The following is a 24933-nucleotide window of genomic DNA, read 5'->3' as shown; positions in this document are numbered from 1 at the left end:
CCGCCGAGAACACGCCGGTCGCGGCGTGTTCGGAAAACGGAGATTCCCGTGTACACGTCACCGTCGCGGACGTCGTCGTCCGGTCAGTCATCACCGGAACGCCTCACCGGTGCTCGAGCGGTCGTGCGATCGCTCGAGGAACTCGGCGTCGAAGTCGTCTTCGGCATACCGGGCGGCGCGATTCTGCCGGTCTACGACCCGCTGCTCGACTCCTCGCGCATCCGGCACGTGCTCGTGCGCCACGAGCAGGGCGCCGGACACGCCGCCACCGGCTACGCGCAGGCCACCGGCAGGGTCGGCGTCTGCCTGGCGACCTCCGGCCCCGGCGCCACGAACCTGGTCACGCCGCTCGCCGACGCGCAGGCCGATTCGGTGCCCGTCGTCGCCATCACCGGCCAGGTGCCGCTGCCGATGATGGGCACCGACGCCTTTCAAGAAGCCGACATCGTCGGCATCAGCACGCCGATCACCAAACACGCTGTGCTGGTCACCCACGCGGCCGACATCCCGCGCGTACTGGCCGAGGCATTCCATCTCGCGGCGTCGGGCCGGCCGGGCCCGGTGCTGGTGGACATTCCGAAGGATGTGTTGCGCGCACAGACCGTCTTCCACTGGCCGCCGTTGCTCGAACTTCCCGGCTATCGCCCGGTGACGCAACCGAACCCGCGGCAGATCCGCGCCGCGATCGGACTGATCGCCCGAGCCGAGGCGCCGGTGCTCTACATCGGCGGCGGCGTGGTGAAGTCCGGCGCCTGTGCCCGGCTGCGCGCGTTCGCCGAGGCCACCGGCATTCCCGTGGTCACGACGCTCATGGCGCGCGGCGCTTTTCCCGACCGGCATCCCCAGCATCTGGGGATGCCCGGCATGCACGGCACGGTCGCCGCGGTCGGCGCGTTGCAGAAGAGCGATCTGGTGATCGCGCTCGGCGCCCGCTTCGACGACCGGGTGACCGGCGATCCCGCCTCTTTCGCGCCCGACGCCGCTGTCGTGCACGTCGACATCGATCCGGCCGAGATCGGCAAGATCCGGCACGCCGACGTGCCGCTCGTCGGCGACTGCGATGCCGTGCTGGCCGCGCTGCTCGCCGAATTCGACGCCCAGCGAGGGCCGCGACCCGACCTCACCCGCTGGTGGGCCGAACTCGACCGCCTGCGTACCACATACCCCCTCGGTTTCGACCGGCCCGCCGACGGCTCCCTCGCTCCGCAGTTCGTGATCCGCGCGCTGGGCCGGGCGGCGGGACCGGACGCGATCTTCTGCTCGGGTGTCGGTCAGCACCAGATGTGGGCGGCGCAGTTCATCGAGTTCGAGCGACCGCGTAGCTGGCTGAACTCCGGCGGCATGGGCACGATGGGCTACGCCGTGCCCGCCGCGCTCGGCGCGAAACTCGGTGTCCCCGAGGCCGAGGTGTGGGCGATCGACGGCGACGGATGCTTCCAGATGACCAATCAGGAATTGGCGACGGCCGCGGTCGAGGGTGTGCCGATCAAGGTGGCGATCGTGAACAACGGCCATCTGGGCATGATCCGGCAGTGGCAGCACCTGTTCTACGACGAGCGCTATTCGCAGAGCGAACTGGCCACCCACACGCGCCGTGTCCCAGACTTCGTCGCCCTCGCCGAGGCGCTCGGCTGTGTCGGATTGCGGTGTGACCGTGAGCAGGACGTGGAGATGGTGATCGAGAAGGCCCGCGCCGTGCACGACCGGCCCGTGGTGATCGATTTCGTCGTGGGTGCCGACGCGCTGGTCTGGCCGATGATCGAAGCAGGCGCGGGCAACGATCGGATCATGGCCGCTCGGAATCTGCGCCCGCTGTTCGATGACGACGGCGAGGGTCGGAGCTGCCGTGAAGTGCCTGTTCAGGACCCGCCGCGGGCGTTGTAGACGGTGAGGCCGCGTTCGACGGCCATGCGGCCGTAGTCGGCGAACATCGACACGGCTCGCTCGCGCTGTACTCCGATGACGACCTCGATGCCGCGGCGGCGCAGTTGCTCGGCCCAGTCGTCGCGCACCGGCCCCTCGTCGAAGCCGGTGAGCTGCTCCACTTCCGGGCCCTCACCGGCGATGACGAGGCGCTTGACGCCCGACCACAGCACCGCGCCGTAACACTGGGCGCACGGCCGCCAGTTCACGACGAGTTCGCGATCCGGCGCGCCGGCCGCTCCCAGATCCCAGTCGCCGACACGGGTCTGGGCGAGAGAGAGCGCGGTGACTTCGGCGTGCGCGGCGGAAAGGCCACTGGACAGGACGAGGTTGACGCCCGCCGCGACGATCTCGCCGGTGGGGGAGTCGACGACGAGCGCGGCGAACGGTCCGCCCGAGCCTTCCACGGGGTTGCGCGCTGCCAGCCGCAGCGCCAATTCCATCCGATCGGCGTCGGTGCGCAACGGGGTAGGGGAGTGGGCCAGCTCGTCGAACACCCAGTCGGGCAGGGTGGCTCCGAACGAGCGCGGCAGGCGTGCGAGGTCCACGGCGAGGTCCCTTCTCGTCGGCGCGAGTACGTTCACTCGCCCTTCGCAAGGTAGGCGAGCGGGGTTGCGGAGCAGTTACCAGGGGGGGCGCGAGCATGACCGCGTCAGCGTGTCGATATGTAGATATTGCCATTCGACTATGCTTCCTCTCAGGTGGGCCCGTCGCCGATGAACAACCACTCGAAAGAAGCAGAGGAGGGGAGAGGGCTGCGCCGGTGGACTCAGCCGGCGATCCGCTCCCGCAAGGCGAGCGCGTCGTGTGGCGCCATCACCTTGGCGTCGTTGTCGAAATAGGCGTACACATCGCCGTTCTCGGCCCAGCATTCGATCTTGCGGGCCCACATGTCCAGCCCTTCGTCGGTGTATCCGCTGACGTAGAGCTCCTCGTGACCGTGCAGCCGCACGTAGACGAAGTCGGCGGTGACCTCCTCGATGAAGGGGAACTTGCCCGCGGTGTCGGCCACCACCAGGCCGATGGAATGTTCACGCAGCAGTCCGGGGAAATCCGGGGTCAGGAAGCTGGGATGCCTGACCTCCAGCGCGTGCCGCAGCGGCCGGTCGGCGCCGGTGCTGGTGTGCGGTTGCTCGACGCGGTGGTCGTGGTTGGCTGCGATCTCGGCGGCCCGTACCGTGGTGCGCGGCAGCGCCCGGAAGAAGTCCGCGAGTATCGCGGGGTCGTAGCCGAATGTCGGAGGCAGCTGCCAGAGGATCGGGCCGAGTTTCTCCTCCAGGGCGAGAACGCCGGATGCGAGGAAGTTCGCGAGCGCGCTCTCGCCGCCGCGCAGCCGCTTCATATGGGTGATGAAGCGGCTGCCCTTGACGGCGAAGCGGAAATCCGGCGGAGTCTGCTCGGCCCACCGCAGATAGCTCGACGGTCGCTGTAGCGAATAGAACGATCCGTTGATTTCGACGCTGTCCATTCGCTCGGCGAGATAGGCCAATTCGTTCTTGTGCGGCAGGCCCGCCGGATAGAACACGCCCCGCCACGGCGGGTACACCCAGCCGGAGGTTCCGATGCGGATCTCGCCCATGCCTCCATCCTGCCTCCGTCCCGGGTGGGGACATCCGGGAAACGCTGTCGTCCATCGCGAAGGGTCGGTGCGAACGGTATCCGGCGTGGTCGTAGACTCTCCTCGCTCCTGCCGCCCGGCCCGCGAACGACCTTCACGCGATCGAGATGTTTTCGAGGGTTCGCCGAGGTCGCTGTCGGGTACGAAGAGACGGTTGCTGTTCTAGTTCAAACAAGTTCGTGGAGGATCAGAAATGCCGAAGGTCGATGCCGTGCGGCTGTCGAGTGAGCTGGGCATCGGTTTGCCGCAGGCCATGTTGCGGCTGCGGCGCGAGGCCCATCCCGGTGAGACCGAGCACGACACGTGCCTGCGTCTCATCGCCGAGGAATTCCGCCGCCGCAAGCACGGAGCCTGACCCGATCGGGTGGACGGCGATCCTCGTCGGCGCCGTACACCCGATCGAACGCCTCCAGAATGCTCGCCCGCTTGTTGCAGCCGTAGTCGTCCGGGCGCCGGCTCGCGGGCCCGATGCCATCCGAAGCCGGCTGTCGGCGACAGGCAGGATGCCCGGTGTCCCCGCGCTCGCGTTGTGACGGCCGTCTCCGCGCTCCGATTCGTGCTCGGCACACCGGCGTCGGCCGACAGGTGTCCGGTTCGACCGGCGGACCGTGGTGCCTTCGGTGGGCGATGTCGTATGGGGTGCAACAGGATTCGACGATCCCAGGAGATCGCCGGAAGTCCGGTGCCGCTCGGTTGCACGGCTGTTGCCTGCGCATTGCGCACATCCGGGGACGAGCGGGTGCGCCGGGGGCCGCCGATGTGATTTGTGCCGGGGCGCTACTCGGTTCCGGCCTCGAAGTGGGGCATGCTGGCAGGAGAAGGCCGGGATGTTTGCCCGACAGAGGCGTTGGAACGGAAGGGGCCCGAGGTGGCCGAGACACGGGAGAATGCGATCGAGCCGGTGATCGTCGCAGCGGTGGACGGTTCGGAGAGTTCGCGGCAGGCGGCTGCCTGGGCGGCGGCCGAGGCGGCGCTGCACGGCAGCACTCTGCATCTGCTCACATCGGTTGCGGTGAGCACGGGCTACGGTTCGGGTCTCACGCTGCCGGAGCCCGAATTGGAGATATTGCAGGCCGAGGGTGAGCGCCTGGTCGCCGAGGTGCGCGACGAGATCGCGAAATCCGCCCCGGCGGAACTGAAGATCACCACCGAGGCGACGTTCGATTTCGTCATCCCTGCGCTGCTGGCCTACTCCGAGCGGGTCCGGATGATCGTGGTCGGTTCACGCGGGCTCGGCGCGTTCAGGCGCGGTCTGCTCGGTTCGGTGAGTACCTCGGTGACCCGGCACGCGCAGTGCCCGGTGACCGTCGTGCACGAGACCGCGGCGGGCGTGGCGGAGCAGTGGTCGGGCAAGCCGATCCTGGTCGGTGTCGACGGCACCGAGAACAGTGTGGAGGCGGTGGAGTACGCCTTCGAGACCGCGAGCAGGCGCGGGGTTCCGCTGATCGCGCTGCACTCCTGGAGTGATACCAACAGCCTCGAGCTGGGCATCGTGGACTGGGAGGCGATCGCCGCCGACGAGGAGGCGCTGCTGGCGGAGCGGCTGGCCGGATACAGCGAGCGCTACCCGGATGTGGCGGTCCGCCGGGTCGTGGTGGCGAATCGTCCGGTGCGGTCGCTGCTGGACACCTCGGCCGATGCCCAGCAGGTGGTGGTCGGCAGTCACGGTCGCGGCGGGTTCACCGGCATGATGCTCGGCTCGACCAGTAACGCCTTGATCCACACGGTGGAGTGCCCCATCACGGTGATCCGCCGGCGCTGAGGGGCGTTCGGGAAACCGGGTACGCCGGATCGGTTTACGGACCGATCCGGCGTTCGACGTTGAGGGCCACCCGGCGCAGCAGCCCGGTGAGGGTGTCGATCTCGGCCTCGGTGAGCCCGTCCAGCATGCTTTCTTCTCGTTCGAGCCTGCGCGGGAGCTGGGTGCGCACGAGCCTGCGTCCTTCCTCGGTGAGTTCGAGCAGCACGACCCGCCCGTCGCGTTCCAGCCGGCGGCGTTCGACGAGGCCGAGTCCGGCCAGGCGATCGGTGTGTTTCGTGGTCGCGGCGCCGGAGATGCCGGTGACGGAGGTGACCTCGCTGGCGCGCAAGGGGTGCGGGCTCCGGGCGAGGGTGCACAGCACGTCGAACTCCGAGCGGGTGACGCCCGACCCGGTGAGCTCGCGGTCGAGCTGGGTGAGGGCGAGCGAGCCGATCCGGGCGATCCGGCCGATGACGTCGATGGGTGTGGTGTCGACTTCGGGATAGGTCTGCGCCCAGGCGCGCCGGACGCGATCGATGAAGTCGTCCGGTGTCGCCGCGGCATCGTCCGGCGCCGCGATGCCCCGGCGAGGCTGAGCAGCGGCCCGGCGCGGCTGTGCGGTGGCCGCCTCGTGCGACACGGCTGGCTCGGGCAACGCTGCGGATTCGTCGGGCATGACAGCCATCGTAGCGAGCCTCACAGCGACTCTTCATAGATAATTTACTCGTGAAATAATACCCTTTGCTGATGCAGCCATCCATTACCGCCCATGACTACAGCCGCCTGCGGCACTCGCGGGTAGCCCTCGCGCATTCGGTGTCGCCCGCCGCGTGGCGCTCGGCGCTGGAGGTACGCAGCGCGTACGCGGTCACGGCCTCGGCGATCCGGGTCGGCGCGGCGGTACTCATCGTGCTGATCGGCGGCGGGCTGCTCGATCTGCCGCAGCTGTCCGGTTTCGCGGCGCTCGGTGCGTTGAGTTCGGCGTTCGCGCGCAACGAGCCCTACCGGCAGCTGGCGGTCAAAGTCGCGTTGATCGGCGTCGGCGTGGTCGCCTACGTCGGGCTCGGCGCGGGCCTCGGTGTGGCCGGGCTGCCGGGCGGGGTGGTGATCACGGCGCTCGCGGTCGCGGCGGGCGTCGCGTTCTGGCTGCTCGGCGCCTTCCGTATTCCCGGGCCGGGCCCGGTCATCCTGATCTTCGCCGCGTCGGGTGCGGCCGGATTCGCGACCACCGCGGCCGATCTGTGGTTCGCGGTCGCCGCCGCCGCGATCGGCGCGGTGGCCGGCTGGGCGATGACGATGTCGCCCGCCCTGCTGCATCCCCACGGGCCGTCCCGGATCGCGGTGGCCAGGGCGCTGGCCGCGGTGTCGGCGCTGGAGACGGCGTCCGCGGGCGTCCGCGAGAGCGCGCGGTCGGCGGCGCGGGCGGCCATCGCCCGTGCCCGCGAGACGATCGCGCTGGCCGAACCCGACCCCGGCAAGCACTCTCGTGAGCTGCTCGCCCTGCTGGACGCCGCCGAAACTGTCGTCGACACCGGCACCTACGACCACGTCCTCGCGCGCGGAGAGGATTTCGAGCTGCTGGAGACCGAACTCCGCAAAGTCCGCCGGGACATCGAAATTCCCTGTGTGGGAGCCGCGATCGGCGACATCTCCGCCGAGCTCGCTCGCCCGGAGAACTTCCTGCGCACCGGTGTGCGCGCGTTGCGTGAGCCCGGCCTGCTCGCCGGGGTGGCCCGAGTGGTGGTGGCCTCGCTGGCGGCCGGCTGGATCGCGTTCGTGCTGGGCGTGCAGCATCCGCTGTGGGCGACTATGGGTGCGATGGCCGTTCTCCAGGGCGCGAATTACCACCACACCGTGCAGCGCGCGATCCAGCGGCTGCTCGGCAATGCGGCGGGTGCGCTGCTGGCCGCGGCGATGTTCGCCGCGGCGCTGGGGTACTGGCCGCTGGTCGTGGTGATCACGGTCGGCCAGGTGCTCGCCGAGATGTATGTGGTGCGCAACTATGCGATCGCCTCGATCGCGGTGACAACGGTGGCCCTGCTGCTGACCGGGCTCGGGCAGCCGGTCGGGGCGGCGGTGGCCGCGGGCCGGGTGGTGGACACGCTCATCGGCGCGGTCGTGGGCGTGCTGGTCGCCGCGCTGACCATCGCGCGCGGCGACCGGCACTTCGCCTCGGCGGCCGGGTGATCGCGCCGGGCCGCCGATCCGCTCAGCCCGACACGTCCGCGCCGGTGCGCGGCGGCGCCTCGGCGGCGAGTTGTACGGCCTCGCCGTCGGTGAGCAGTCGCGAGCGGATGAGGAAACGCACCCCTTCGGGCGCCTCCACCGAGAACCCGCTGCCCCGACCCGGCACCACGTCGATGGTGAGATGGGTGTGCTTCCAGTACTCGTACTGGTCGGCACTCATCCAGAACGGGATGTCGCCGCCCACTTCCCCGAGCAGCACGTCGGAGGCTCCGACGCGGAATTCCCCGCGCGGGTAGCACATCGGCGCGCTGCCGTCGCAGCATCCGCCGGACTGATGGAACATGAGCGGGCCGTGCCGCGCGGTCAGCCGGGTCAGCAGTTCGATCGCGGCCTCGGTCAGCGCGACCCGCTCGACGCGTTCGGGCATCAGAAGAATCCGAGCTTGTCCGGGGAGTAGCTCACCAGCAGGTTCTTGGTCTGCTGGTAGTGATCGAGCATCATCTTGTGGTTCTCGCGCCCGATGCCGGACTTCTTGTAGCCGCCGAACGCCGCGTGCGCCGGGTAGGCGTGATAGCAGTTGGTCCACACCCGGCCCGCCTTGATGGCGCGGCCCAGCCGGTAGGCGGTGTTCATGTCGCGCGTCCACACGCCCGCGCCCAGGCCGTAGAGGGTGTCGTTGGCGATCGAGATCGCCTCCTCGACGGTGTCGAAGGTGGTGACCGAGACGACAGGGCCGAAGATCTCCTCCTGGAAGATGCGCATGTCGTTGCGGCCCTTGAAGATCGTCGGCTCGACGTAGTAGCCGTTCTCGAGGCCGTCGACCTTGCGCGGGCCGCCGCCGGTGAGGATCTCGGCGCCTTCCTGACGGCCGATGTCGATGTAGGACAGGATCTTCTCGTACTGGTCGTTGCTGGCCTGGGCGCCGATCATGGTGGCGTCGTCGAGCGGGTTGCCGCTGACGATGGCCTTGGTGCGCTCCACGCAGCGGGCCATGAACTCGTCGTAGATGGAGGAGTGGATGAGCGCGCGCGAAGGACAGGTGCAGACCTCGCCCTGGTTGAGCGCGAACATCACGAACCCTTCGACGGCCTTGTCGAGGTAGGCGTCGTCGGCGGCGGTCACGTCCGGCAGGAAGATGTTGGGGCTCTTGCCGCCGAGTTCGAGGGTCACCGGGATGATGTTCTCGCTGGCGTACTGCATGATCAGCCTGCCGGTCGTGGTCTCGCCGGTGAAGGCGACCTTCGCCACCCGCGGGCTGGAAGCCAGCGGTTTGCCGGTCTCGATGCCGAAGCCGTTCACCACATTGAGCACGCCGGGCGGCAGCAGGTCGGCGACGAGTTCGACGACCTTCAGGATCGAGGCCGGGGTCTGCTCGGCGGGCTTGAGCACCACCGCGTTGCCCGCGGCCAGCGCCGGAGCCAGCTTCCAGGTCGCCATCAGGATCGGGAAGTTCCACGGGATGATCTGGCCGACCACGCCCAGCGGCTCGTGGAAGTGGTAGGCGATGGTGTCGTTGTCGACCTCGCTGATGCCGCCCTCCTGGGCGCGTACCGCGCCGGCGAAGTAGCGGAAGTGGTCGACGGCCAGCGGCAGGTCCGCGGCCAGCGTCTCGCGGACCGGCTTGCCGTTCTCCCAGGTCTCGGCGACGGCGAGGGACTCGAGGTTGGCCTCGATGCGGTCGGCGATCTTGTTGAGGATGTTGGCGCGCTCGCTCGCCGAGGTGGCACCCCAGGCGTCGGCGGCGCCGTGCGCGGCGTCGAGGGCCAGTTCGACGTCGGCGGCCGAGGAACGGGCGACCTCGGTGAACACCTGACCGTCGACCGGTGAGGGGTTCTCGAAGTAGCGGCCCTCCACCGGCGGCTTCCAGTCGCCGCCGATGAAGTTGTCGTAGCGGGCGGCGTAGTCGGCGACGCTGCCCTCGGTTCCCGGCTTGGCATAGATCATGGCGGGTCACTCCTCGCTGAGTCCGGATGCATCCACGGTGCTCGACCGTGATGTGGCTCACTATGCCCGGCGAGGGTTGGCGAAACGTTGAACCGAGGGCGGGCGCGTCCTCAGGCCCGGCTGCGGGCGGGTTCGCCGACGGGCGCCTGGCTCGCCGCCGCGGTCTTCGGCTTGCCCGGAATTCCCAGCGCGACCAGCGCCGCGACCACGGCGACACCGCAGCCGAGCAGCAGGCCGGTGCGGAAACCGGCCTCGGTCGGAATGGCGTGCCCGCCGAACTGCGTGGTCATCTGCGCGAGCACCACGCCGATCACCGCGGCCGAGGTGGTGGTGCCCACCGAGCGCATGAGGGTGTTGAAACTGTTGGCGGAGGCCGTTTCCGACAGCGGCACCGAGGACATGATCAGCGCGGGCATCGCGCCGTAGGCCAGGCCGACACCGGCGCTGGACACGCATGTCACCACCAGCAGACCCGGCGCCGATCCCATCAGGATCATCGAGACGCCGTAGCCGGCCGCGATCACCAGGCTGCCCGCGACGAGGGTGATCTTCGGGCCGTAGCGTGCCGAGATGCGGGCGCCGATCGGCGAGACGGCCATCATCACCAGGCCGCCGGGGAACATCCACAGACCCATCGCCAGCATGGACTGCCCGAGTCCGTATCCGGTCGCGGTGGGCAGTTGCAGCAGCTGCGGCAGGATCAGCGACTGGGCGTACATGCCGAAGCCGATCACCACGGAGGCAGCGTTGGTCAGCAGTACCGGGCGCCGGGCGGCGACCCGCAGGTCGATCAGCGGGTCGTCGAGGCGCAGTTCCCACCACAGCCAGAAGGCCAGCGCGACGGCGGCGCCGGCGAACAGGCTCAGCGTGGTCGTGCTGGTCCAGCCCCAGTCCCCGCCCTTGGACACCGCGAGCAGCAGGCACACCAGGGTGATGCCGATGCCGATCGCACCGAGGGGGTCGAAGCCGCCGGTGCCCTTCGGCTCCGCGTTCGGCACCAGGAACCACACGCCCGCGGCGACGACCGCGACCAGCACCGCGACGCCGAGGAACATGATCCGCCAGCTGGTGTACTGCACGACCGCGGCCGAGATCGGCAGGCCGAGCGCGCCGCCGATGCCCAGCGAGGCGCTCATCACCGCGATGGAGCTGCCCAGGCGTTCGGCGGGCAGCACGTCGCGCATGACGCTGATGCCCAGCGGGATGATGCCCGCGCCGATGCCCTGCAGGCCGCGGCCGACGATCATCGGCACCACCGAGGAGGAGGCCGCGCACACCAGCGGGCCGAGGAACAGCGGGACGATGCAGATCAGCAGCATGCGCTTCTTGCCGTAGAGATCGCCGAGGCGCCCGGTGATCGGTGTGGCGACCGCGCCGACCAGCAGGGTCACCGTGATCACCCAGGAGGCATTGGACGCCGAGGTGTTCAGGATGCGCGGCAGCTCGCCGATGAGCGGCACGACCAGGGTCTGCATCAGCGCGGCGACGATACCGCCCGCGGCGAGCGCGGCGACGATGAATTCGCTTCGCCCATGGGTAACTGGGGGCACCGGATCTCCTCATGACAGAACTGACTGCGCGCGATCTCGCGACCGATGCAGGATACACATGCTTTGCATAGTGCAAAATGGCTGCTTATCGGCCTGAAACGGACGTATCGGACGCCGTGGCCGAGGAAAGCGCCACGCCCGGCACCGCGATGCGCGACGATACAGCGGGACACGACATGGCAGGGGAGGTCGCGGTGGGAGCAGACCGGTGCAGGACGGTGCGATGACACCCGGAGAACACGCCGAGGACCCAGCCCGCCGTTCGCGCACGGCCACCGATGCGGTGGAGTTCGAGACGATGCTGCTCGGTCGCCACAGCCTGGCCGGCGTCGCGCGCCGGGGTGGCCCGCTCGATCGCAGCGCGTACATCGTGCTGCACCGGGTGCGGATGCAGGGGCCGATGTCGGTCGGCGAACTCAGCGACGCCTTCGGCCTGGACACCTCCACGCTGCACCGCCAGACCACCGCCATGATGGGTGCGGGCCTGATCGAGCGCATCCCCGACCCCGACGGCGGGCTGGCCCGCAAGTTCCGCATCACCGAGGAGGGCGCGGCCCGGCTCGAGGAAGTCCGCGAGCGCAATATCCGCGCGCTGGGTCGTGCGCTCGCGGACTGGTCGCCCGAGGATGTCGCGGCGTTCGCCGAATACCTACGCCGCTTCAACACCGGCCTGGAACGCCTGGATCGGCGTCCTTGGCCCCGGCCGGATGCCCGCTCGGAATCGGCTTCCGCTTCGGACTCGGATCTCCCGGCCGCCGGTGACGGATCGGCCACCACCGCTGGGCCGGCCTCCGGCAGTTAGCCGGCTGCCCACGCGCCGACGGTTGCCGGAGGAGACGGCTGCTCGGCCTGACTCGGCTGCCCGTCGCCGACTCGAAGGCCGCGGTGATCGCGGGGTTTCGGCACGGCCTGACCGGCCTGCGCGTGAGCCGTGGTGCGATCGCCGCGCGTTATCCTGACGCGGCCCCGGCGCCGGACGTCCGGTCCGAGGGGGCCTGGCCGCAGGTAGACAAACCACTAGGGGTGCCAATGAATGAGCCCGTCCTCGTCGAACGTCACGGCGCGATCGTGGTGTGGACGTTGAACAATCCGTCCGCGCGCAATCCGATTTCCGAGCCGGAGACGATCGAGGCGCTGGAGGCGGCGATCGCGGCCGCGGAAGCCGACCCGGAGGTGCGGGTGGCGATACTCACGGGCGCGGGCCCGGCGTTCTCCTCCGGCGGCAACATCAAGCACATGCGCGATCGCGCGGGCATGTTCGGCGGCGGCCCGGCCGATCTGCGCCCCGGTTACCGGCACGGTATCCAGCGCATCCCGAAAGCGTTGTACGACTGCGAGATTCCCACCATCGCCGCGGTCAACGGCCCGGCCGTCGGCGCGGGCTGTGATCTGGCGCTGATGTGCGATATGCGCATCGCCGCCGAAAAGGCCGTGTTCGCGGAGAGTTTCGTCAAGGTCGGGCTGATTCCGGGTGATGGTGGCGCCTGGTTGCTGCCGCGGGCCATCGGAATGGCCAGGGCCAGCGAGATGGCTTTCACCGGAGATGCCATCGACGCGGCCACCGCGCTCGAATGGGGTCTGGTCTCCCGGGTCGTGCCGGGGGAGGAGCTGCTCGCGGCCGCCCACGCGCTGGCCGCCCGGGTGGCGGTGAATCCGCCGCACGTCTTGCGCATGACCAAGCGCCTGATCCGTGAGGGCCAGCATCAGCGGCTGGAGTCGCTGCTCGAGTTGTCCGCGGCGATGCAGGCGATCGCGCACACCACCGAGGATCATCACGAAGCGGTCGCCGCGATGCTGGACAAGCGCCCGCCCCGTTTCACCGGTCGCTGACCGCCACGATCTCCGGCGAGACGATGCGGCTCTCGCCGCTGTCGACATGCTCGGAATCCGCCCCGCCCCGTCGCTCGGTCGAGCGGCGGGGCGGGTGTGTGATGTCCGTTATGAACTATTTGATTAGCGAAAGCAAGTAATTTATAGTTGCTTACTGCAACCAAGTGATCCGCGGAGGTCTCCGATGGCGGTGTCTACCGAAACAGCCCAGAATCTGATCAAGGAGTTCTATCTGATCGGGCGGGCTGTGCGGGGTGCGCTGACGCATCCCGACGAGAGCCTGCTGCTGCCCGGTGCGATCGGGGTGCTCGGCACCCTCGACGCACGTGACTCGTGCAGGCAAGGCGATCTCGCGGTCGATCTGTGCATCAGCCCCTCCGCGCTGAGCAGGCATGTCACCGAACTCGTCGCCGCCGGCTACGTAGCGCGCTCGCCCGATCCCAGTGACGGGCGCGCCACCCTGGTCCGGGTCACCGACTCCGGACGGTCCCTGCTCGAGCGGATCCGAGCCTCCCGGGCGCAGGGACTGCAGGCGGTCCTCGCCGAATGGGACGAGGACGACGCGGAACGGGCCTGCACAGCGATGCAAAAACTCAGGAACTCATTGACCGAGCACGCACAGACCGAGCACGCACACCGCACCGTCGCGGCCGATGGCAAGCCGGTGACCAGAGAAAGTCAGGAAGTGGATGTCTAGTTCAGTGGAGACGGTGACCCGGGATCCCGACGCCATGACCCATCGCGAGGTGCTCGAGGCGATGACGGGTCTGCTCGCGGCGCTGTTCACCGCGTTGCTCAGCACCACCATCGTCGCGAACGCGCTGCCGACCATCATCGGTGACCTGCAGGGTTCGCAGACCGCCTACGCGTGGGTGATCACCACCGCGCTGCTGGCCAACGCGGCGTCGACCCCGATCTGGGGCAAGCTCGCCGACCTGTTCAACAAGAAGCTGCTCGTCCAGCTCTCGATCGTCATCTTCGTGGCGGGTTCGGTGCTGGCGGGCTGCGCGCACAATGTCGATCTGCTGCTGGTCGCCCGCGTGATCCAGGGCGTCGGCATGGGCGGCCTGACCGCGCTGGTCGTCGCCATCATCGGCTCGATCGTCGCGCCGCGTGAGCGCGGTCGTTACTCCGGTTACATGGGTGCGGTCATGGCCGTGTCGATGTCCGGCGGCCCGATCCTGGGCGGCGTGATCGTCGACAGCCCGCTGGGCTGGCGCTGGTGCTTCTTCGTCTGCGTGCCGTTGGCCGTGATCGCCCTGTTCCTGCTGCAGCGCACGCTGCGGCTGCCGACCGAGCGCAAGCAGGACGTGTCCATCGACTGGCTGGGCGCGACGCTGCTCACCGCCGGTGTGTCGGTGCTGCTGATCTGGGTGTCGTTCGCGGGCAAGGCCGGCTACTACGGCTGGGCCTCGAAGGAGACCGCGCTCTACGTCGGCGCGGGCGTGCTGCTGCTGGCCGCCACCGTGTGGGTGGAGTCGCGGGCCAAGGCTCCGATCATCCCGCTGAAGATCGTGACCGAGCGGACCACCGGTCTGGCCATCATCGCCTCCATCGCCGTCGGTATCGGCATGTTCGGCGCGACCACCTTCCTCGGCCAGTACTACCAGACGGCGCGGGCCTACTCGCCGACCGTCGCGGGCATCCTGACCATCCCGATGGTCGGCGGCATGCTGGTCGCCTCCGTGGTGTCGGGTCAGCTGATCACCCGCTTCGGCAAGTGGAAGCCCTTCGTGATCGGCGGCGCGGTGCTCATGGTCGTCGGCTTCGCGCTGCTGTCGACCATCGACCACGCCACCAGCTTGTGGCTGGTGGGTATCTACATCACCGTCGTCGGCATGGGTACCGGCATGATGATGCAGAACCTGGTGCTGGCCGTGCAGAACACCGTCAGCGTGCAGAACATCGGCGCCGCCTCCAGCAGTGTCGCGTTCTTCCGGACCTTCGGTGGTGCGATCGGTGTGTCGGTGCTGGGTTCGGTGCTGGCGACCCGGGTGGCCGACCTCTCGGCCGACGGCCTGGCGAAGCTGGGTGTACCCGCCGGGTCCTCCTCCGGCGGCGGCAATCTCGACCTCAAGGCGCTGCCCCAGCCGATCCTCGCCGTGATCCGCGCCGCCTACGGCGACGCCACGGGCCGGCTGTTCCTGTTCGCCGCGGTCGCGACCTTCGTCGCCCTGCTCGCCACCCTGCTGCTGCCGAACCGCCCGCTGCGCACCACGATCGACATCGATCCCGCCGACGACCCGATGCGCAAGCAGGCCGCGGACCAGGCGCTCACCGATGACGAAGTGCAGCTGGCCAAGGCGCCCGCGACCCCGGCCGAGCTGGTCGAGGAAGCCTCTGTTCCGGCATCGAACCACCGAGCCTGACACCGGCAGTGACGCGCAACGCGTCGGTCACAACCGAACAGTGAACAACGGGGCTCGAAGAACGTGGGCGGAATCGCCGCGCAACGTTCTTCGAGCCCCGCTCGTTCGTCCGGCCGATCCGGCCCGCATCCGGGGCGAAGCCGCCCGCAGATGTGCGGCCCGGGCACTACGCGGGTGCGGCGGCCACCGGGACCAGCGTGTACATCCACCAGCGCCTGCGGGGGAAGTCGAACTTCGAGCTCGCCGCATACATCTCGTGCGTCTGCCCGGTCTCGGGGTCGTTCACCAGGACCGTCGGACGCGGGATGTCCCGGGGCGCCACCTCGGTGGTCCACAGCTGTTCCCATTCCGGGGCCACCTCGCAGCGGCGCACGATGGCGGCGATCCGCTCGGGTGGCACCAGGCCGGGACCCATGATGCGCAGGGTGTAGACGAGCAGGTGGGTTTGTCTGCGCCACTGCGGCAGCGACTGCCGCGCGGCGGGGTGCAACATCATCCACTCGATGATGTTGGTGCCCTCCTCGCAGCCGGGGAACCAGCGGGTGAAGGCCGCGTTGGCGGCGAGCACGTCGAACGTCGGCTGGGATTGGAAGCAGGCCGGGTGCGGGATGCTGTGCAGAACAGCCAGATCCGCGGGCCGCACGACCTCGGCCTCGGCCGCGATCGAGGCGGTGAGGCGGGCCGGCAGGGTGAGGCCGATGATGTGATCGCGCATCGTCGGCGGCACCTCGAGCGCGTCGAACAGTGCGGCGAGGGCGTCCTGGGTGGGTGTGCGCGAGCCCTGTTCGATCTTCTGGATGAGCGCCGGGGAGACGGCGGCAGCCTCGGCCAGCGCGGCCCTGGTCATCCCGGCGGCTTGGCGGCGCTCGCGAAGGTAGCGAGCGATCGTGTGGAGCGATTCGGCCACCGGGCCTCACCTGCTTTCGGCGGCGTCGAAGTGGGACGGATTGGGACAGCGGACATGTTTGACCATCGATAACACGTTGCGCAACACTCGATTACGCCGTTCGGAAGCGAACGGTCCCGGGGGAGCGGTGCGGGTCGCGCCAGGACGGTCGCGTCCGGCACGACGGGAACCGGCCGGGGTATCGGGCAGGGCCGGAGGGGACGGCACGGCCGCATCCGCCGCGGCGGCAAGCGATACGTGCCGACCGATCGTCCCGCGCCTCGCGCCGGAGTCGCACCCCAGCACACGGGCGGTCGGCGCAGGGGGTCGGCCGCCCGTTGTCATCAGGCCGCCGACCGCGCGTTATTCCGCTCGGGCATGGCCGTGACGATCGCCACCGCGGTCTGCGAGCGGGGGCTTGTTTGACTTCCGGTCCGCGGGGGTTCCCTCGTCTCACCAAGCTCCACCAGGATCGAGAGGCAAAAGCATGAGCGCAGAAGCGAATACGAACTCGGGTTCGACGCGGCACGACGGTGATGCCCCCGTCGGTGACACGTACGACAACCTCGAGCCGTGGTTCGACAAGCTCGCCGCTCTCGACCCCGCCGACCCCCATCGCGCCGAGTTGCGCGAGCAGATCATCACCCGGTGCCTGCCGCTGGCCGAGCACATCGCCGCGCGCTTCCGCGGCCGCGGCATAGAACTCGAGGACTTGCAGCAGGTCGCCTACGTCGGCATGCTCGGCGCGGTCGACCGCTTCGACCCGGCTCGTGGAGTCGGCTTCCTCGGCTTCGCCGTGCCGACGATCATGGGCGAGGTCCGCCGCCACTTCCGCGATCACGCGTGGAGCGTGCGGGTGCCGCGCGGCACCAAGGAATTGCAGGGCAAGATTCCCGCCGCGGTGGAGAAGCTTTCCCAGGAACTCGGGCGGTCGCCGCGCCCCAGTGAGATCGCCGCCGAACTGGGCGTCGAGCGCACCGAGGTCACCCAGGCCATGATCGCCGCGAACTGCTACAACACCGATTCCCTCGACGCCACCCAGCAGGACGAGGAGGGTTCCAGCCGCCCCCTGGCCGCCCGGCTCGGGGTCGAAGAGCCCTGCTATCGCCTGCTCGAGGACGCGATGGCGGTCCGGCCGCTGCTGGCCGCGCTGCCGCAGCGGGAGCGCGAGGTGCTGCGGATGCGCTTCTTCGACAACCTCACCCAGGCCGAGATCGCCGAACGCATCGGGGTCTCGCAGATGCAGGTCTCCCGAATCCTGTCGCGCACCCTGGGCCGCCTGCGCGACGAGGCGCTGGCCGAAGCCCCGGCCGCTCGCCGCATCGCCGCCTGACCCGTCGGCAGGCGCTCTCCCCGTCCCGGTAGTCTCTGGGGTAGTCTCGATGTGTGGCGATCGAGTGGTTCTGGGCACTCGCGCAGATGCTGGCGCGAACGGGAGTCGATCCGGACGATGTGTTCGACCTCGTCGACGCCTGGATGCGCGGCAACCGTGCGGTGTGGCTACGGACCGCGGTCGACCCGGCGACCGGACTCGGCTCACTGGTGATCTGGGGCCGGACCGACGACGGCACGCCGATGTCGGTGTTCGCGCGCCGGCTCGGCGTCGACATCGAGGTGTACAGTGCCGCGTACCTCACCGCCGACCAGGTCGTGGCGTTCGAGAAGTGGGAGGCGACCCGCAATGAATGACCCGTTCGTGAACATGAGCCCCGCCGAGATCGCGGCGATGACCGAGCGCTTGGAGTTCACCGGCGAGCCGGTCACCCCGGCTGTGGAGACCGGCCCCGGCGTCGAGCCGGTGCTGATCCCGCGATCGGTGAAACTGACCCGCGATCTCGACCAGGCGTGCAAGCGCCGCGCCGCGGCGCTCGGCATGTCGCAATCGGCCTATATCCGGTCGCTGATCGAACGCGATATCGCCGAGGAAGGCACGGGCGAGCAACGACCGGCGTGGGTGCGGGAACTGCTGGCCGTGATCGCCCAGCACGAGAACGACGAGCACCGCCGAGCATCCTGACCTACGATCCCTTGGTCACCATGCCCTGCGCGACCATCCAGTCGCGGGCCACCTCGGCCGGTTCCCTGCCCTCCACGTCGACCTGGCGGTTCAACTCGGTGATCGTCTCGTTGGTCAGCAGCGCGGAGATCGGCCTCATGATCTCGGCCACGGCCGGATGCGCCTCGGCGAAGTCCGCGCTCATCACCACCGCGGCGTTGTATTTCGGGAAGAACGACCTGTCGTCGTCGAGCAACACCAGATCCAGCCCCGGGATGCGGCCGTCGGTGGCGGCGACCGAACCGAAGCGGCATCGGGTGGCGTCGGCGGTGGCCTGGTAGACGACGGCGTCCTGCACGATCTGCCTGCGCGCCTTGCCGGTGTCGATGCCGTAGGTGCGCGCCATGCCGGGGTATCCGTCCTGGCGCACGTTGAATTCGGTGCCGACGCAGGTGGTCGCGGCCGCGGGATCGGTGTCGACCAGGCGCGCGTAGTCCGACAGGGTGCGCACCCCGGTCTCCTCGGAGACGCGGCGGCTCACCGCGATCGCGTAGGTGTTGTTCAGCGGGGCCATCGCCGTCCAGAGCATGCGGTTCTCGGCCAGATCGGCGGCGCGCAGGGCTTCGAACTGGCCGATCTCGTCGGCGATGGGGGTCTCGTTGCCGAGGTAGTTGATCCAGCCGGTACCGGTGTAGTCGTAGGCGAGGTCGATCTGGCTGTGCAGTTGGGCGTCGCGCAGGCTGTTCGAGCCCTGGATATTGGTCAGGTCGCGCACGTCGGCACCCGCGGCGACCAGGGCGAATTCGATGATGTAGCCGAGGATGTTCTGCTCGGTGAAATCCTTGGAGCCCACCGTGATCGCGACGCCGTCGAGCTCGGCGACGGGCGCGATCCCGGCGGGGCCGACCTGCAAGGGCACCGCGCTGCCCGATTGCAGGCCGCACGCCGCGATCAGCGCCGTCCCCAGCAGCGCGGCCAGTGCCCGCGCCGCCCGCGCCGTCCCGGTGGTCATCGCAGCCCCCTCGGCCCGAGGAACTGCTCGGCCAGTGCGCCGAGCCAGTCGACGAGCAGGGCCAGCGCCACCGCGAGCACCGCACCGACCACCAGGGTCACGGTGTCGCGCAACTTGTATCCGGTGTCGATGAGGATGCCGAGCCCGCCCGCGCTCACCAGGAACGACAGGGTCGCGGTGCCGACGGCGAGCACCAGCGAGGTACGCAGGCCCGCGAGGATGTAGGGCACCGCGAGAGGGAACTCGATGCGCCGCAGTACTGTCGCCGCGGACATGCCCTGCCCGCGTCCGGCGTCGACGAGGACCGGGTCGACCTGCTGGTAGCCGAGGATCGTATTGCGCAGCACCGGGAGCAGCGAGTAGAAGGCGATGGGTGCGACGCCGATCCAGAATCCGGTGGTGCGGGTGAGGAGATAGAACAGCACGATCAGGCCGATGGCGGGCGCGGCGGCCCCCATATTCGCGATGCCGACGAACAAGGGTGTCAGACGACGATATCGGGGTCTGGTGAGCAGGGTGCCCAGCGGGACGGCGACGACCACCACGATGACCATGACCGTCGCGGTGATCAGAATGTGCTGCCAGGTGACGGTCACGAGGTTGCTCGTGTTCAGGCTCGCCTGCTGGGTGACGGTGAGGTCGCGGCGCAACGCCCAGGTCAGCACGCCGACGGTCAGCGCGAGCACCACCACCGGCTGCACCAGCAGCCGCAGGTATTCGGCCCGGCTCTCGGTGGCGGGCCGTGCCCCGCGTGGGCGCGCGGTGGCCGGACCGGTGCTCTGCAGGGCCCCGGTCATGGCGCCTGCTCCGAGCCGTCCGCCGCCGCGCGCAGTGCCGACAGATGACCGACGAGGGTGCCGACGGTGACCAGGCCCGCGTACTCGCCGCCGGGAGCGGTGACCACGGCGCTCGCGGACTCGTCGGTCAGCAAGGCGTCGAGCGCGTCCTGGAGGCTCGCGCGGGACGGGATCGTCACCGCCACCGGCGTGCCCGCCGCACGCAGCGAGGTCGCGTTCGCCAGTTGGGCGGCGGTGACCCGTCGCAGCGGGCGGCGGTGCTCGTCCAGGATCACCGCGAGCGGACCGTCTCCGAGCGCGGCGCGCAGGGTCTCGGCCGGCTCGGTCTCGAGCGCGGTCGGGCAGTCGTCGAGGCGGATGTCCTCGATCCGGGTGAGGGTCAGCTGGGTGAGCGAAGCGTTGGCGCCGACGAAACCGGCGACGGTCTCGTCGGCGGGAGCGGCCAGCACGGCGGCGGGGGTGTCGTACTGGAGGATGCGGGACCGCTCGCCCAGCACCGCGATCCGGTCACCGAGTTTCACCGCCTCGCCGAAATCGTGGGTGACGAAGACGATCGTCTTGCGCAATTCCGTTTGCAGGCGCAGCAATTCGTCCTGCAGCGACGCGCGGGTGATCGGATCGACCGCGCCGAACGGCTCGTCCATCAACAGGACCGGGGGATCGGCGGCGAGCGCCCGCGCCACTCCCACCCGCTGCTGCTGGCCGCCGGAGAGTTGGCGCGGATAGCGGCTGCGGTAGGTGGCGGGGTCGAGGCCGACGAGATCGAGCATCTCGTCCACGCGCGCGGAGATCGCGCGCCGGTTCCAGCCCAGCAGCCCGGGCACGGTGGCGATGTTCTTGGCGACCGTCATGTGTGGAAAGAGCCCGGCTTGCTGGATCGAATAGCCCACCCCGCGCCGCAACTGGTCGGGGTTCATGTCGGTGACATCGCGGCCGCCGATGGTGATCGTGCCCGCACTCGGTTCGATGAGCCGGTTGATCATCCGCATGGTGGTGGTCTTGCCGCACCCCGAAGGGCCGACCAGCACGACGATCTCCCCGGCCGGAATCGTCATCGACACCCGGTCGACGGCCGGCTCGTCCTGTCCCGGGTAGTGCTTGGTGACGGCGTCGAGGACGATCTCGACCCCGGACACGCCGTGCGCGGCGGTTTCGGGCCCGCCGGTGCGGGTTTCAGTCTCGGTCACGGATCCCCTTCGAGGTGGTCAGACGTCCGACGAGCAGCAGGATCGCGTCGAGCGCCAGGGCGAGCACGATGATCAGGACGGTGCCGGTCAGCGCCTGCGGCACGGCGTTGGGGCTGCCCAGCCGAGCGAGGCCGGAGAAGATCGGATTGCCCAGACCGGGTCCCTTGGCGTAGGCGGCGAGCGCGAGAATGCCCATGATCATCTGGGCGCTGACCCGCATGCCCGACAGGATCGCCGGCCAGGCCAGTGGCAGTTCCACCGCCGCGAGCACGCGCAGCCGATTCATGCCGACACCGCGGGCGGCGTCGGTCACCGCCGGGTCCACCGAGGCGAGCCCGAGGACGGTATTGCGCAGGATCGGCAGCAGCGCATACACCACCAGCGCGACGATGGTCGGTTCGACACCGAGGCCGAGCAGCGGGATCAACAGGCCCAGCAGCGCGAAGGAGGGCACGGTGAGTACCGCGCCCGCGGTGGCGGTGGCCGCCGAGGCGGCCAGCGGACTGCGATACACCGTGATCGCGACCAACACCGCGATCACGGTGGCGATGATCAACGCCTGCACCACCGCCGAGACGTGCAGATAGGAGTCGACGAGCAGTTGATGTCGGCGGGCGACCACGAAATTCCACAGCGTGTCCAGGACCGCACCTCCCCCTCGCCCGTTTCCCGGAGACTATCCCGCGGCGAACGCCGGCCGCAGGACAACGCATGACAAACGGAGACAACGATTTACGTGTGCACCGCCGATGCGCTGCCTGCCGAGCGTGCGTGCGGCCGAGGCGCATCGCGTGGTCGAGGTGGGCGTTCCCCTGAGCCGAAGGCTCGGCTCAGGCGTCGAAGAGCAGGTAGAGGCCGGTGAAGGTGAAGCCGACCATCGTCAGCATCAAGGCCAGCTGTCCGGTCAGCCGATGCCTGGGCGGTAAGAGTTCCAGGCATCGGTCGTGTGCGGCGGTGACGCCGAGTATGTGTCCGGTGAGCACGGCGGCCACCTTGATCGACCCGAGCACCGCCGGATGGGTGGAGAGCACATAGTGGACCTCGAGCTCGTCGAGGACGGGCAGCGACCAGCCGCGACCGAAGGGATCGGCCAGCAGCAGCAGTGTCGCCTGGCCCTTCTCCACCAGGAAGCTCAGGTAGTGGGCGACGATGTAGCCGGCGATGACCGGAATCAGGCTGTGCGCCAATCGGATCGGCAGCAGCTTCCGCTCGTCGGCGGGCACACCGCCGGTGGCGCGGGCGGCGAGGGTGAACACCGTGGCCACGATCGCGACGACCGCGAGCAGCCCCGCCGTACGGATCGACGTCTGCATCGCGACCGAGTCGCCGCCGGCATCGAGCACCAGATCGCGCCAGCCCGCCGACGCGGACAGGCTGTCGAAGGCGGTCGAGCCGAGCAGTATCGCGGTGACCGCCACCATACCGACCACCGCCGGGGTGCCCGCCAGATTGTTCAGCGGGGTCCGCGATACCGGTGTCCCCGACCGGCGCCGCGCGAGCGGGCTCAACCGCGCCATCAGAGTGCTGTAGACCTCGAGCGGATCGCCGCGCTCGGCCCACGCGGTGCCGAACACCACCAGCCCCGCCAGGCTCACGACGACATAGCCGAGCAGCCACAGCGTCACGGGGAGCACCGAACCAGGCTCGGGCGAAGCCAATTCGAGCCACACGAAACTCAGCAATCCCAGGGCGGCGGGCCGCAACCCCCATGCGGCCGGATAGGTCAGCAGCCCCTCGGCGGGCTCGCGACCGGCGATCCGGCAACCCAGCCGGTGCAGCGCCCGCACCGGCGAGACGATCTTCCACACCGGCCCAACCACCAGCGACGCGACCATCACACCGACCCACAGGTAGATGTAGACCATGCCGGGCAGGGCATTACGCGACGGAGCCCGGTCGCCGAAGAACCCGATCGCCAGCGCCAGCGCCGTCACCAGTACTCCGAGCGCTGCCAGGACCGCGCGCACCACGGGGGAGTCGCAGAACGCGCGAACCGCTCGGGGGAGTTCGACGCCGGGGGAGTCCGGGTTCAGTCGCGGCTCCCGCCAGGCGAAGGCGAGGATCGCGAAGGAGAACGTGAGTGCCCAGGCGGCGCCGATCAGGGCATAGGTGAGCGGGATGGGCAGGTCGGCGGCGCCGCCGATGCCGTGGGCGAGCAGGCTCAAGGGCGCGCGTAGACGGTCGTGACGGTCACATTCGCGTGGTGCAGCTCGACGTCCACCCGGCCGGGCACCTCGACGGTGAAGGTGAACCGCTGATCGGTGCCTGCCTGCACCGGGAAGGTGTGTTCGGGACTGGCGTGCACGTGCAGTTCGTCCTCGGTGTCACTGTCGACGACGAGGGTGACAGGTTCGCCGACACGCGCCTCGGACCGGTCGTTCACCGGGGTGACCTTGCCGTCGGCGATCCGGATGTCGACGGTGACGGCGTCCTCGCCGTGATCGGCTGCCGTGGATTCGGCGGCGGCCGGCGCGCCCGGTCGGCCGCTGCCGCCGCCGCAGCCGGTGAGCGCGGACGCCACGGTGACGAGTGCCGCGAGGGCGAGCGTGGCCGGTGCGGATCGGGCCGGCGCGGACCGACCGGACCTGCGGGTCATCGGTTCTCCTCTCGTTCACGCGACGAATCGCCGTGCACGGCATCGGTATTCGCCGGGCTGCCGGCGCCGGCCGGGCTCCCGGGATCCGGTGCGCTCGCCTCGGCGGCGGTGCCGGCGTTCTCCCTGGCCTCGGCGCGCCGGTCGCGCACGGCGATCATCACGATGATCGCGACCAAGGCCACCGCGGGCAGGAAGGCCGGGATCGCGAGCAGCAGGGAGTGGTGGGCGAGAATGTCGACTTCGGCGTGGTCGGCGGTCACCGGTCGTCCGCTCCGCCGTCACCGCTCTTGCGATGCTTCGCTCCGGAGGTGCCCTTCGCCGGTCGCCCGGACCGGTCCGCGCTGCCGTCGTGGCCGATGCCCTCGGCATCGTCGGTGGCGGTGTGGCCGGTGGCGACGTCGCGTGCCCCTGGGGCGGATGCCGTGGAGCCTGCCGCTGCGCTCGCCGGTGCGGCGGCCGCGGCGGAGACGGGTGCCGTGGTACCGGCCCGCCCGGTTCCCGCGGGCGCCGAAGCGGCGAGATACCGGTCGTTGATCCGCGCCGCGCCCCACGACAGGCCCCACACCGTCGCCAGGCTGCACAGCAGCACCACCAGCGAGGCCGCAGCGAACAGCCAGGCCGGATGGTCGAAAGAGCGTTCTCGTTGCAGCACAGTGATCTCGGGGATGAAATCGCGCTGGAACTCGGCGAGCGCGGGCGTCTCCGCGGCGCCGATGCCGGGGTCGGCGGCCATGTAGATCGGGATCGCGGTGAAAGTGCGACCGTCGTGCACACGCAGGATGGTCTTCCAACTGCCGTGCGCGGGGACCGGCCTGGTGGACAGATAGTGGCCTTCACCGACGCGGGCGAGCTGGTCGACGACCAGGCCGCTACCGGACTCGTCGGCGCCGATACCGCCCTGCCAGGCCAGGATCTGCACCCACTCGGGGTCATCGCTCACCAGGTCGGCCGGTTGCAGCCGGACGTCGGCGACCACCATGCGCCCGCCGTCGGACGGCGCGGTGTCGCGCAGGGTGATCGCGGCCGAGGCGTTCTCCGGCACCTTCATGATCAGCCCGTTGGCAGTGGCGGCGCCGAGCACGAGGACCGCGGCGATCATGATCGCGCGCCGCACGGGCGGACGCGGAAGCCGTTCACCGCGAAGCACGATGCCGAGCATCGCGCCGACCACGCCGCCGAGAATGCCCGTGGGGACGGCCAGGGCCAGCAGGTGCGGCCACAGGGAGGTCGGCCACGGATCGAGGTAGACCGCGGCCACCCAGCGCGATTCGAGCCACAGGCCGGCGGTGGCGATCCC

General features: G+C 69.7%; 25 protein-coding genes and 1 pseudogene. 11 read left to right on the top strand and 15 right to left on the bottom strand.

Going from position 1 to position 24933, the window contains the following annotated elements; genetic code table 11:
- Positions 1-48 precede the first annotated feature (48 nt).
- Positions 49-1884: an acetolactate synthase large subunit gene (locus ON26_RS14790; protein WP_373280942.1), complete on the top strand. Its 1836-nt coding sequence runs from the start codon at positions 49-51 to the stop codon at positions 1882-1884.
- Here ON26_RS14790 and ON26_RS14785 read toward each other — a convergent pair.
- Both ON26_RS14785 and ON26_RS14780 read right to left on the bottom strand, forming a co-directional pair.
- Positions 1860-2471 (bottom strand): nucleoside deaminase, encoded by a 612-nt coding sequence (locus ON26_RS14785; protein WP_040796715.1) that lies wholly within the window; start codon positions 2469-2471, stop codon positions 1860-1862. The two genes, ON26_RS14790 and ON26_RS14785, sit on opposite strands and share 25 nt — an antisense overlap.
- A 221-nt stretch (positions 2472-2692) precedes the next feature.
- Positions 2693-3502 (bottom strand): DUF72 domain-containing protein, encoded by an 810-nt coding sequence (locus tag ON26_RS14780; protein WP_040796714.1) that lies wholly within the window; start codon positions 3500-3502, stop codon positions 2693-2695.
- Positions 3503-3734: 232 nt separating this feature from the next.
- On the opposite strand from ON26_RS14780, the gene ON26_RS33405 reads away from it, so the two are divergent.
- Together ON26_RS33405 and ON26_RS14775 are read left to right on the top strand one after the other, a co-directional pair.
- Positions 3735-3896: a hypothetical protein gene (locus tag ON26_RS33405; protein WP_157101242.1), complete on the top strand. Its 162-nt coding sequence runs from the start codon at positions 3735-3737 to the stop codon at positions 3894-3896.
- A 513-nt stretch (positions 3897-4409) separates the two neighbouring features.
- Positions 4410-5303 (top strand): universal stress protein, encoded by an 894-nt coding sequence (locus ON26_RS14775; protein WP_051027078.1) that lies wholly within the window; start codon positions 4410-4412, stop codon positions 5301-5303.
- A 34-nt stretch (positions 5304-5337) separates the two neighbouring features.
- Here the strand turns inward: ON26_RS14775 and ON26_RS14770 are convergent, their stop codons facing one another.
- Positions 5338-5958: a MarR family winged helix-turn-helix transcriptional regulator gene (locus ON26_RS14770; RefSeq protein ID WP_083884092.1), complete on the bottom strand. Its 621-nt coding sequence runs from the start codon at positions 5956-5958 to the stop codon at positions 5338-5340.
- A 71-nt stretch (positions 5959-6029) separates the two neighbouring features.
- Between ON26_RS14770 and ON26_RS14765 the strand changes: the two genes are divergently transcribed.
- Positions 6030-7469: an FUSC family protein gene (locus ON26_RS14765; RefSeq protein WP_040796713.1), complete on the top strand. Its 1440-nt coding sequence runs from the start codon at positions 6030-6032 to the stop codon at positions 7467-7469.
- Positions 7470-7491: 22 nt separating this feature from the next.
- Here the strand turns inward: ON26_RS14765 and ON26_RS14760 are convergent, their stop codons facing one another.
- From ON26_RS14760 to ON26_RS14750, 3 genes are all read right to left on the bottom strand, one after another.
- On the bottom strand, positions 7492-7896 hold the full coding sequence (locus tag ON26_RS14760) for a DUF779 domain-containing protein (RefSeq protein ID WP_040796712.1): 405 nt from the start codon (positions 7894-7896) through the stop codon (positions 7492-7494).
- Positions 7896-9413: an acetaldehyde dehydrogenase ExaC gene (gene exaC, locus ON26_RS14755; protein WP_040796711.1), complete on the bottom strand. Its 1518-nt coding sequence runs from the start codon at positions 9411-9413 to the stop codon at positions 7896-7898. Before exaC ends, ON26_RS14760 begins: the two co-directional genes overlap by 1 nt.
- Before the next feature lie 110 nt (positions 9414-9523).
- On the bottom strand, positions 9524-10888 hold the full coding sequence (locus ON26_RS14750) for an MFS transporter (RefSeq protein ID WP_218000587.1): 1365 nt from the start codon (positions 10886-10888) through the stop codon (positions 9524-9526).
- A gap of 298 nt (positions 10889-11186) precedes the next feature.
- On the opposite strand from ON26_RS14750, the gene ON26_RS14745 reads away from it, so the two are divergent.
- From ON26_RS14745 to ON26_RS14730, 4 genes are all read left to right on the top strand, one after another.
- Positions 11187-11765, top strand: a complete 579-nt coding sequence (locus tag ON26_RS14745) for a MarR family winged helix-turn-helix transcriptional regulator (protein ID WP_083884091.1) — start codon at positions 11187-11189, stop codon at positions 11763-11765.
- A 227-nt stretch (positions 11766-11992) separates the two neighbouring features.
- Complete coding sequence (locus tag ON26_RS14740; protein ID WP_040796709.1) at positions 11993-12793, top strand: crotonase/enoyl-CoA hydratase family protein; 801 nt, start codon at positions 11993-11995, stop codon at positions 12791-12793.
- A gap of 184 nt (positions 12794-12977) precedes the next feature.
- Positions 12978-13490 carry a MarR family winged helix-turn-helix transcriptional regulator gene (locus tag ON26_RS14735; protein ID WP_040796708.1) on the top strand — a complete coding sequence of 171 codons (513 nt, stop codon included), beginning with the start codon at positions 12978-12980 and terminating at the stop codon, positions 13488-13490.
- The gene (locus tag ON26_RS14730) at positions 13483-15162 is read left to right on the top strand and encodes an MDR family MFS transporter (RefSeq protein WP_083884090.1); all 1680 of its coding nucleotides are present in this window, start codon (positions 13483-13485) and stop codon (positions 15160-15162) included. The genes ON26_RS14735 and ON26_RS14730 overlap by 8 nt, the downstream gene beginning before the upstream one ends.
- Positions 15163-15328: 166 nt before the next feature.
- On the opposite strand, the gene ON26_RS14725 is transcribed toward ON26_RS14730, so the two are convergent.
- Positions 15329-16069, bottom strand: a complete 741-nt coding sequence (locus ON26_RS14725) for a helix-turn-helix domain-containing protein (RefSeq protein WP_040796707.1) — start codon at positions 16067-16069, stop codon at positions 15329-15331.
- 466 nt (positions 16070-16535) lie between these two features.
- Between ON26_RS14725 and ON26_RS14720 the strand changes: the two genes are divergently transcribed.
- Genes ON26_RS14720 through ON26_RS14710 form a run of 3 tightly spaced genes read left to right on the top strand, consistent with a single transcriptional unit; the run spans position 16536 to position 18065 of the window.
- Positions 16536-17381, top strand: a complete 846-nt coding sequence (locus ON26_RS14720; protein ID WP_040796706.1) for an RNA polymerase sigma factor SigF — start codon at positions 16536-16538, stop codon at positions 17379-17381.
- Positions 17382-17434: 53 nt separating this feature from the next.
- On the top strand, positions 17435-17737 hold the full coding sequence (locus ON26_RS14715; RefSeq protein ID WP_040796705.1) for a hypothetical protein: 303 nt from the start codon (positions 17435-17437) through the stop codon (positions 17735-17737).
- Positions 17730-18065, top strand: a complete 336-nt coding sequence (locus ON26_RS14710; protein ID WP_040796704.1) for a hypothetical protein — start codon at positions 17730-17732, stop codon at positions 18063-18065. Before ON26_RS14715 ends, ON26_RS14710 begins: the two co-directional genes overlap by 8 nt.
- A gap of 1 nt (position 18066) precedes the next feature.
- Here the strand turns inward: ON26_RS14710 and ON26_RS14705 are convergent, their stop codons facing one another.
- The 8 genes and pseudogenes from ON26_RS14705 to ON26_RS14670 all read right to left on the bottom strand — a co-directional run.
- Positions 18067-19056, bottom strand: a complete 990-nt coding sequence (locus ON26_RS14705; RefSeq protein ID WP_040796703.1) for a glycine betaine ABC transporter substrate-binding protein — start codon at positions 19054-19056, stop codon at positions 18067-18069.
- A complete protein-coding gene (locus ON26_RS14700) occupies positions 19053-19853 on the bottom strand; it encodes an ABC transporter permease (protein ID WP_083884089.1) in 801 nt (266 codons plus the stop codon). Before ON26_RS14700 ends, ON26_RS14705 begins: the two co-directional genes overlap by 4 nt.
- Positions 19850-21040 carry an ABC transporter ATP-binding protein gene (locus ON26_RS14695; RefSeq protein ID WP_040796702.1) on the bottom strand — a complete coding sequence of 397 codons (1191 nt, stop codon included), beginning with the start codon at positions 21038-21040 and terminating at the stop codon, positions 19850-19852. Before ON26_RS14695 ends, ON26_RS14700 begins: the two co-directional genes overlap by 4 nt.
- A complete protein-coding gene (locus ON26_RS14690; protein WP_040796701.1) occupies positions 21027-21683 on the bottom strand; it encodes an ABC transporter permease in 657 nt (218 codons plus the stop codon). Before ON26_RS14690 ends, ON26_RS14695 begins: the two co-directional genes overlap by 14 nt.
- A gap of 187 nt (positions 21684-21870) precedes the next feature.
- Positions 21871-23205 (bottom strand): hypothetical protein, encoded by a 1335-nt coding sequence (locus ON26_RS14685; protein ID WP_040796700.1) that lies wholly within the window; start codon positions 23203-23205, stop codon positions 21871-21873.
- Positions 23202-23636 carry a hypothetical protein gene (locus ON26_RS14680; RefSeq protein WP_040796699.1) on the bottom strand — a complete coding sequence of 145 codons (435 nt, stop codon included), beginning with the start codon at positions 23634-23636 and terminating at the stop codon, positions 23202-23204. The genes ON26_RS14685 and ON26_RS14680 overlap by 4 nt, the downstream gene beginning before the upstream one ends.
- Positions 23633-23896, bottom strand: a complete 264-nt coding sequence (locus ON26_RS14675; protein WP_040796698.1) for a hypothetical protein — start codon at positions 23894-23896, stop codon at positions 23633-23635. The genes ON26_RS14680 and ON26_RS14675 overlap by 4 nt, the downstream gene beginning before the upstream one ends.
- A pseudogene (locus tag ON26_RS14670) lies at positions 23893-24933 on the bottom strand (hypothetical protein); the annotation flags it as partial. The gene ON26_RS14675 and the pseudogene ON26_RS14670, both read right to left, overlap by 4 nt.

This window comes from Nocardia higoensis NBRC 100133 (genome assembly GCF_000308595.1).
In the GTDB taxonomy this organism is placed as follows: domain Bacteria; phylum Actinomycetota; class Actinomycetes; order Mycobacteriales; family Mycobacteriaceae; genus Nocardia; species Nocardia higoensis.
Note: the sequence above shows the minus strand (reverse complement) of the source record. Positions and strands in the feature narration are given on the sequence as shown.

What these genes read in the sequence shown, in the direction of transcription:
- ON26_RS14780 (WP_040796714.1), bottom strand. Translation starts at nt 3,502, where the DNA reads ATGGGCGAGATCCGCATCGGAACCTCCGGCTGGGTGTACCCGCCGTGG.
- ON26_RS33405 (WP_157101242.1), top strand. Translation starts at nt 3,735, where the DNA reads ATGCCGAAGGTCGATGCCGTGCGGCTGTCGAGTGAGCTGGGCATCGGT.
- ON26_RS14770 (WP_083884092.1), bottom strand. Translation starts at nt 5,958, where the DNA reads ATGCCCGACGAATCCGCAGCGTTGCCCGAGCCAGCCGTGTCGCACGAG.
- ON26_RS14765 (WP_040796713.1), top strand. Translation starts at nt 6,030, where the DNA reads ATGCAGCCATCCATTACCGCCCATGACTACAGCCGCCTGCGGCACTCG.
- ON26_RS14760 (WP_040796712.1), bottom strand. Translation starts at nt 7,896, where the DNA reads ATGCCCGAACGCGTCGAGCGGGTCGCGCTGACCGAGGCCGCGATCGAA.
- exaC (WP_040796711.1), bottom strand. Translation starts at nt 9,413, where the DNA reads ATGATCTATGCCAAGCCGGGAACCGAGGGCAGCGTCGCCGACTACGCC.
- ON26_RS14750 (WP_218000587.1), bottom strand. Translation starts at nt 10,888, where the DNA reads ATGCAGACCCTGGTCGTGCCGCTCATCGGCGAGCTGCCGCGCATCCTG.
- ON26_RS14745 (WP_083884091.1), top strand. Translation starts at nt 11,187, where the DNA reads ATGACACCCGGAGAACACGCCGAGGACCCAGCCCGCCGTTCGCGCACG.
- ON26_RS14740 (WP_040796709.1), top strand. Translation starts at nt 11,993, where the DNA reads ATGAATGAGCCCGTCCTCGTCGAACGTCACGGCGCGATCGTGGTGTGG.
- ON26_RS14735 (WP_040796708.1), top strand. Translation starts at nt 12,978, where the DNA reads ATGGCGGTGTCTACCGAAACAGCCCAGAATCTGATCAAGGAGTTCTAT.
- ON26_RS14730 (WP_083884090.1), top strand. Translation starts at nt 13,483, where the DNA reads ATGTCTAGTTCAGTGGAGACGGTGACCCGGGATCCCGACGCCATGACC.
- ON26_RS14720 (WP_040796706.1), top strand. Translation starts at nt 16,536, where the DNA reads ATGAGCGCAGAAGCGAATACGAACTCGGGTTCGACGCGGCACGACGGT.
- ON26_RS14710 (WP_040796704.1), top strand. Translation starts at nt 17,730, where the DNA reads ATGAATGACCCGTTCGTGAACATGAGCCCCGCCGAGATCGCGGCGATG.
- ON26_RS14705 (WP_040796703.1), bottom strand. Translation starts at nt 19,056, where the DNA reads ATGACCACCGGGACGGCGCGGGCGGCGCGGGCACTGGCCGCGCTGCTG.
- ON26_RS14700 (WP_083884089.1), bottom strand. Translation starts at nt 19,853, where the DNA reads ATGACCGGGGCCCTGCAGAGCACCGGTCCGGCCACCGCGCGCCCACGC.
- ON26_RS14680 (WP_040796699.1), bottom strand. Translation starts at nt 23,636, where the DNA reads ATGACCCGCAGGTCCGGTCGGTCCGCGCCGGCCCGATCCGCACCGGCC.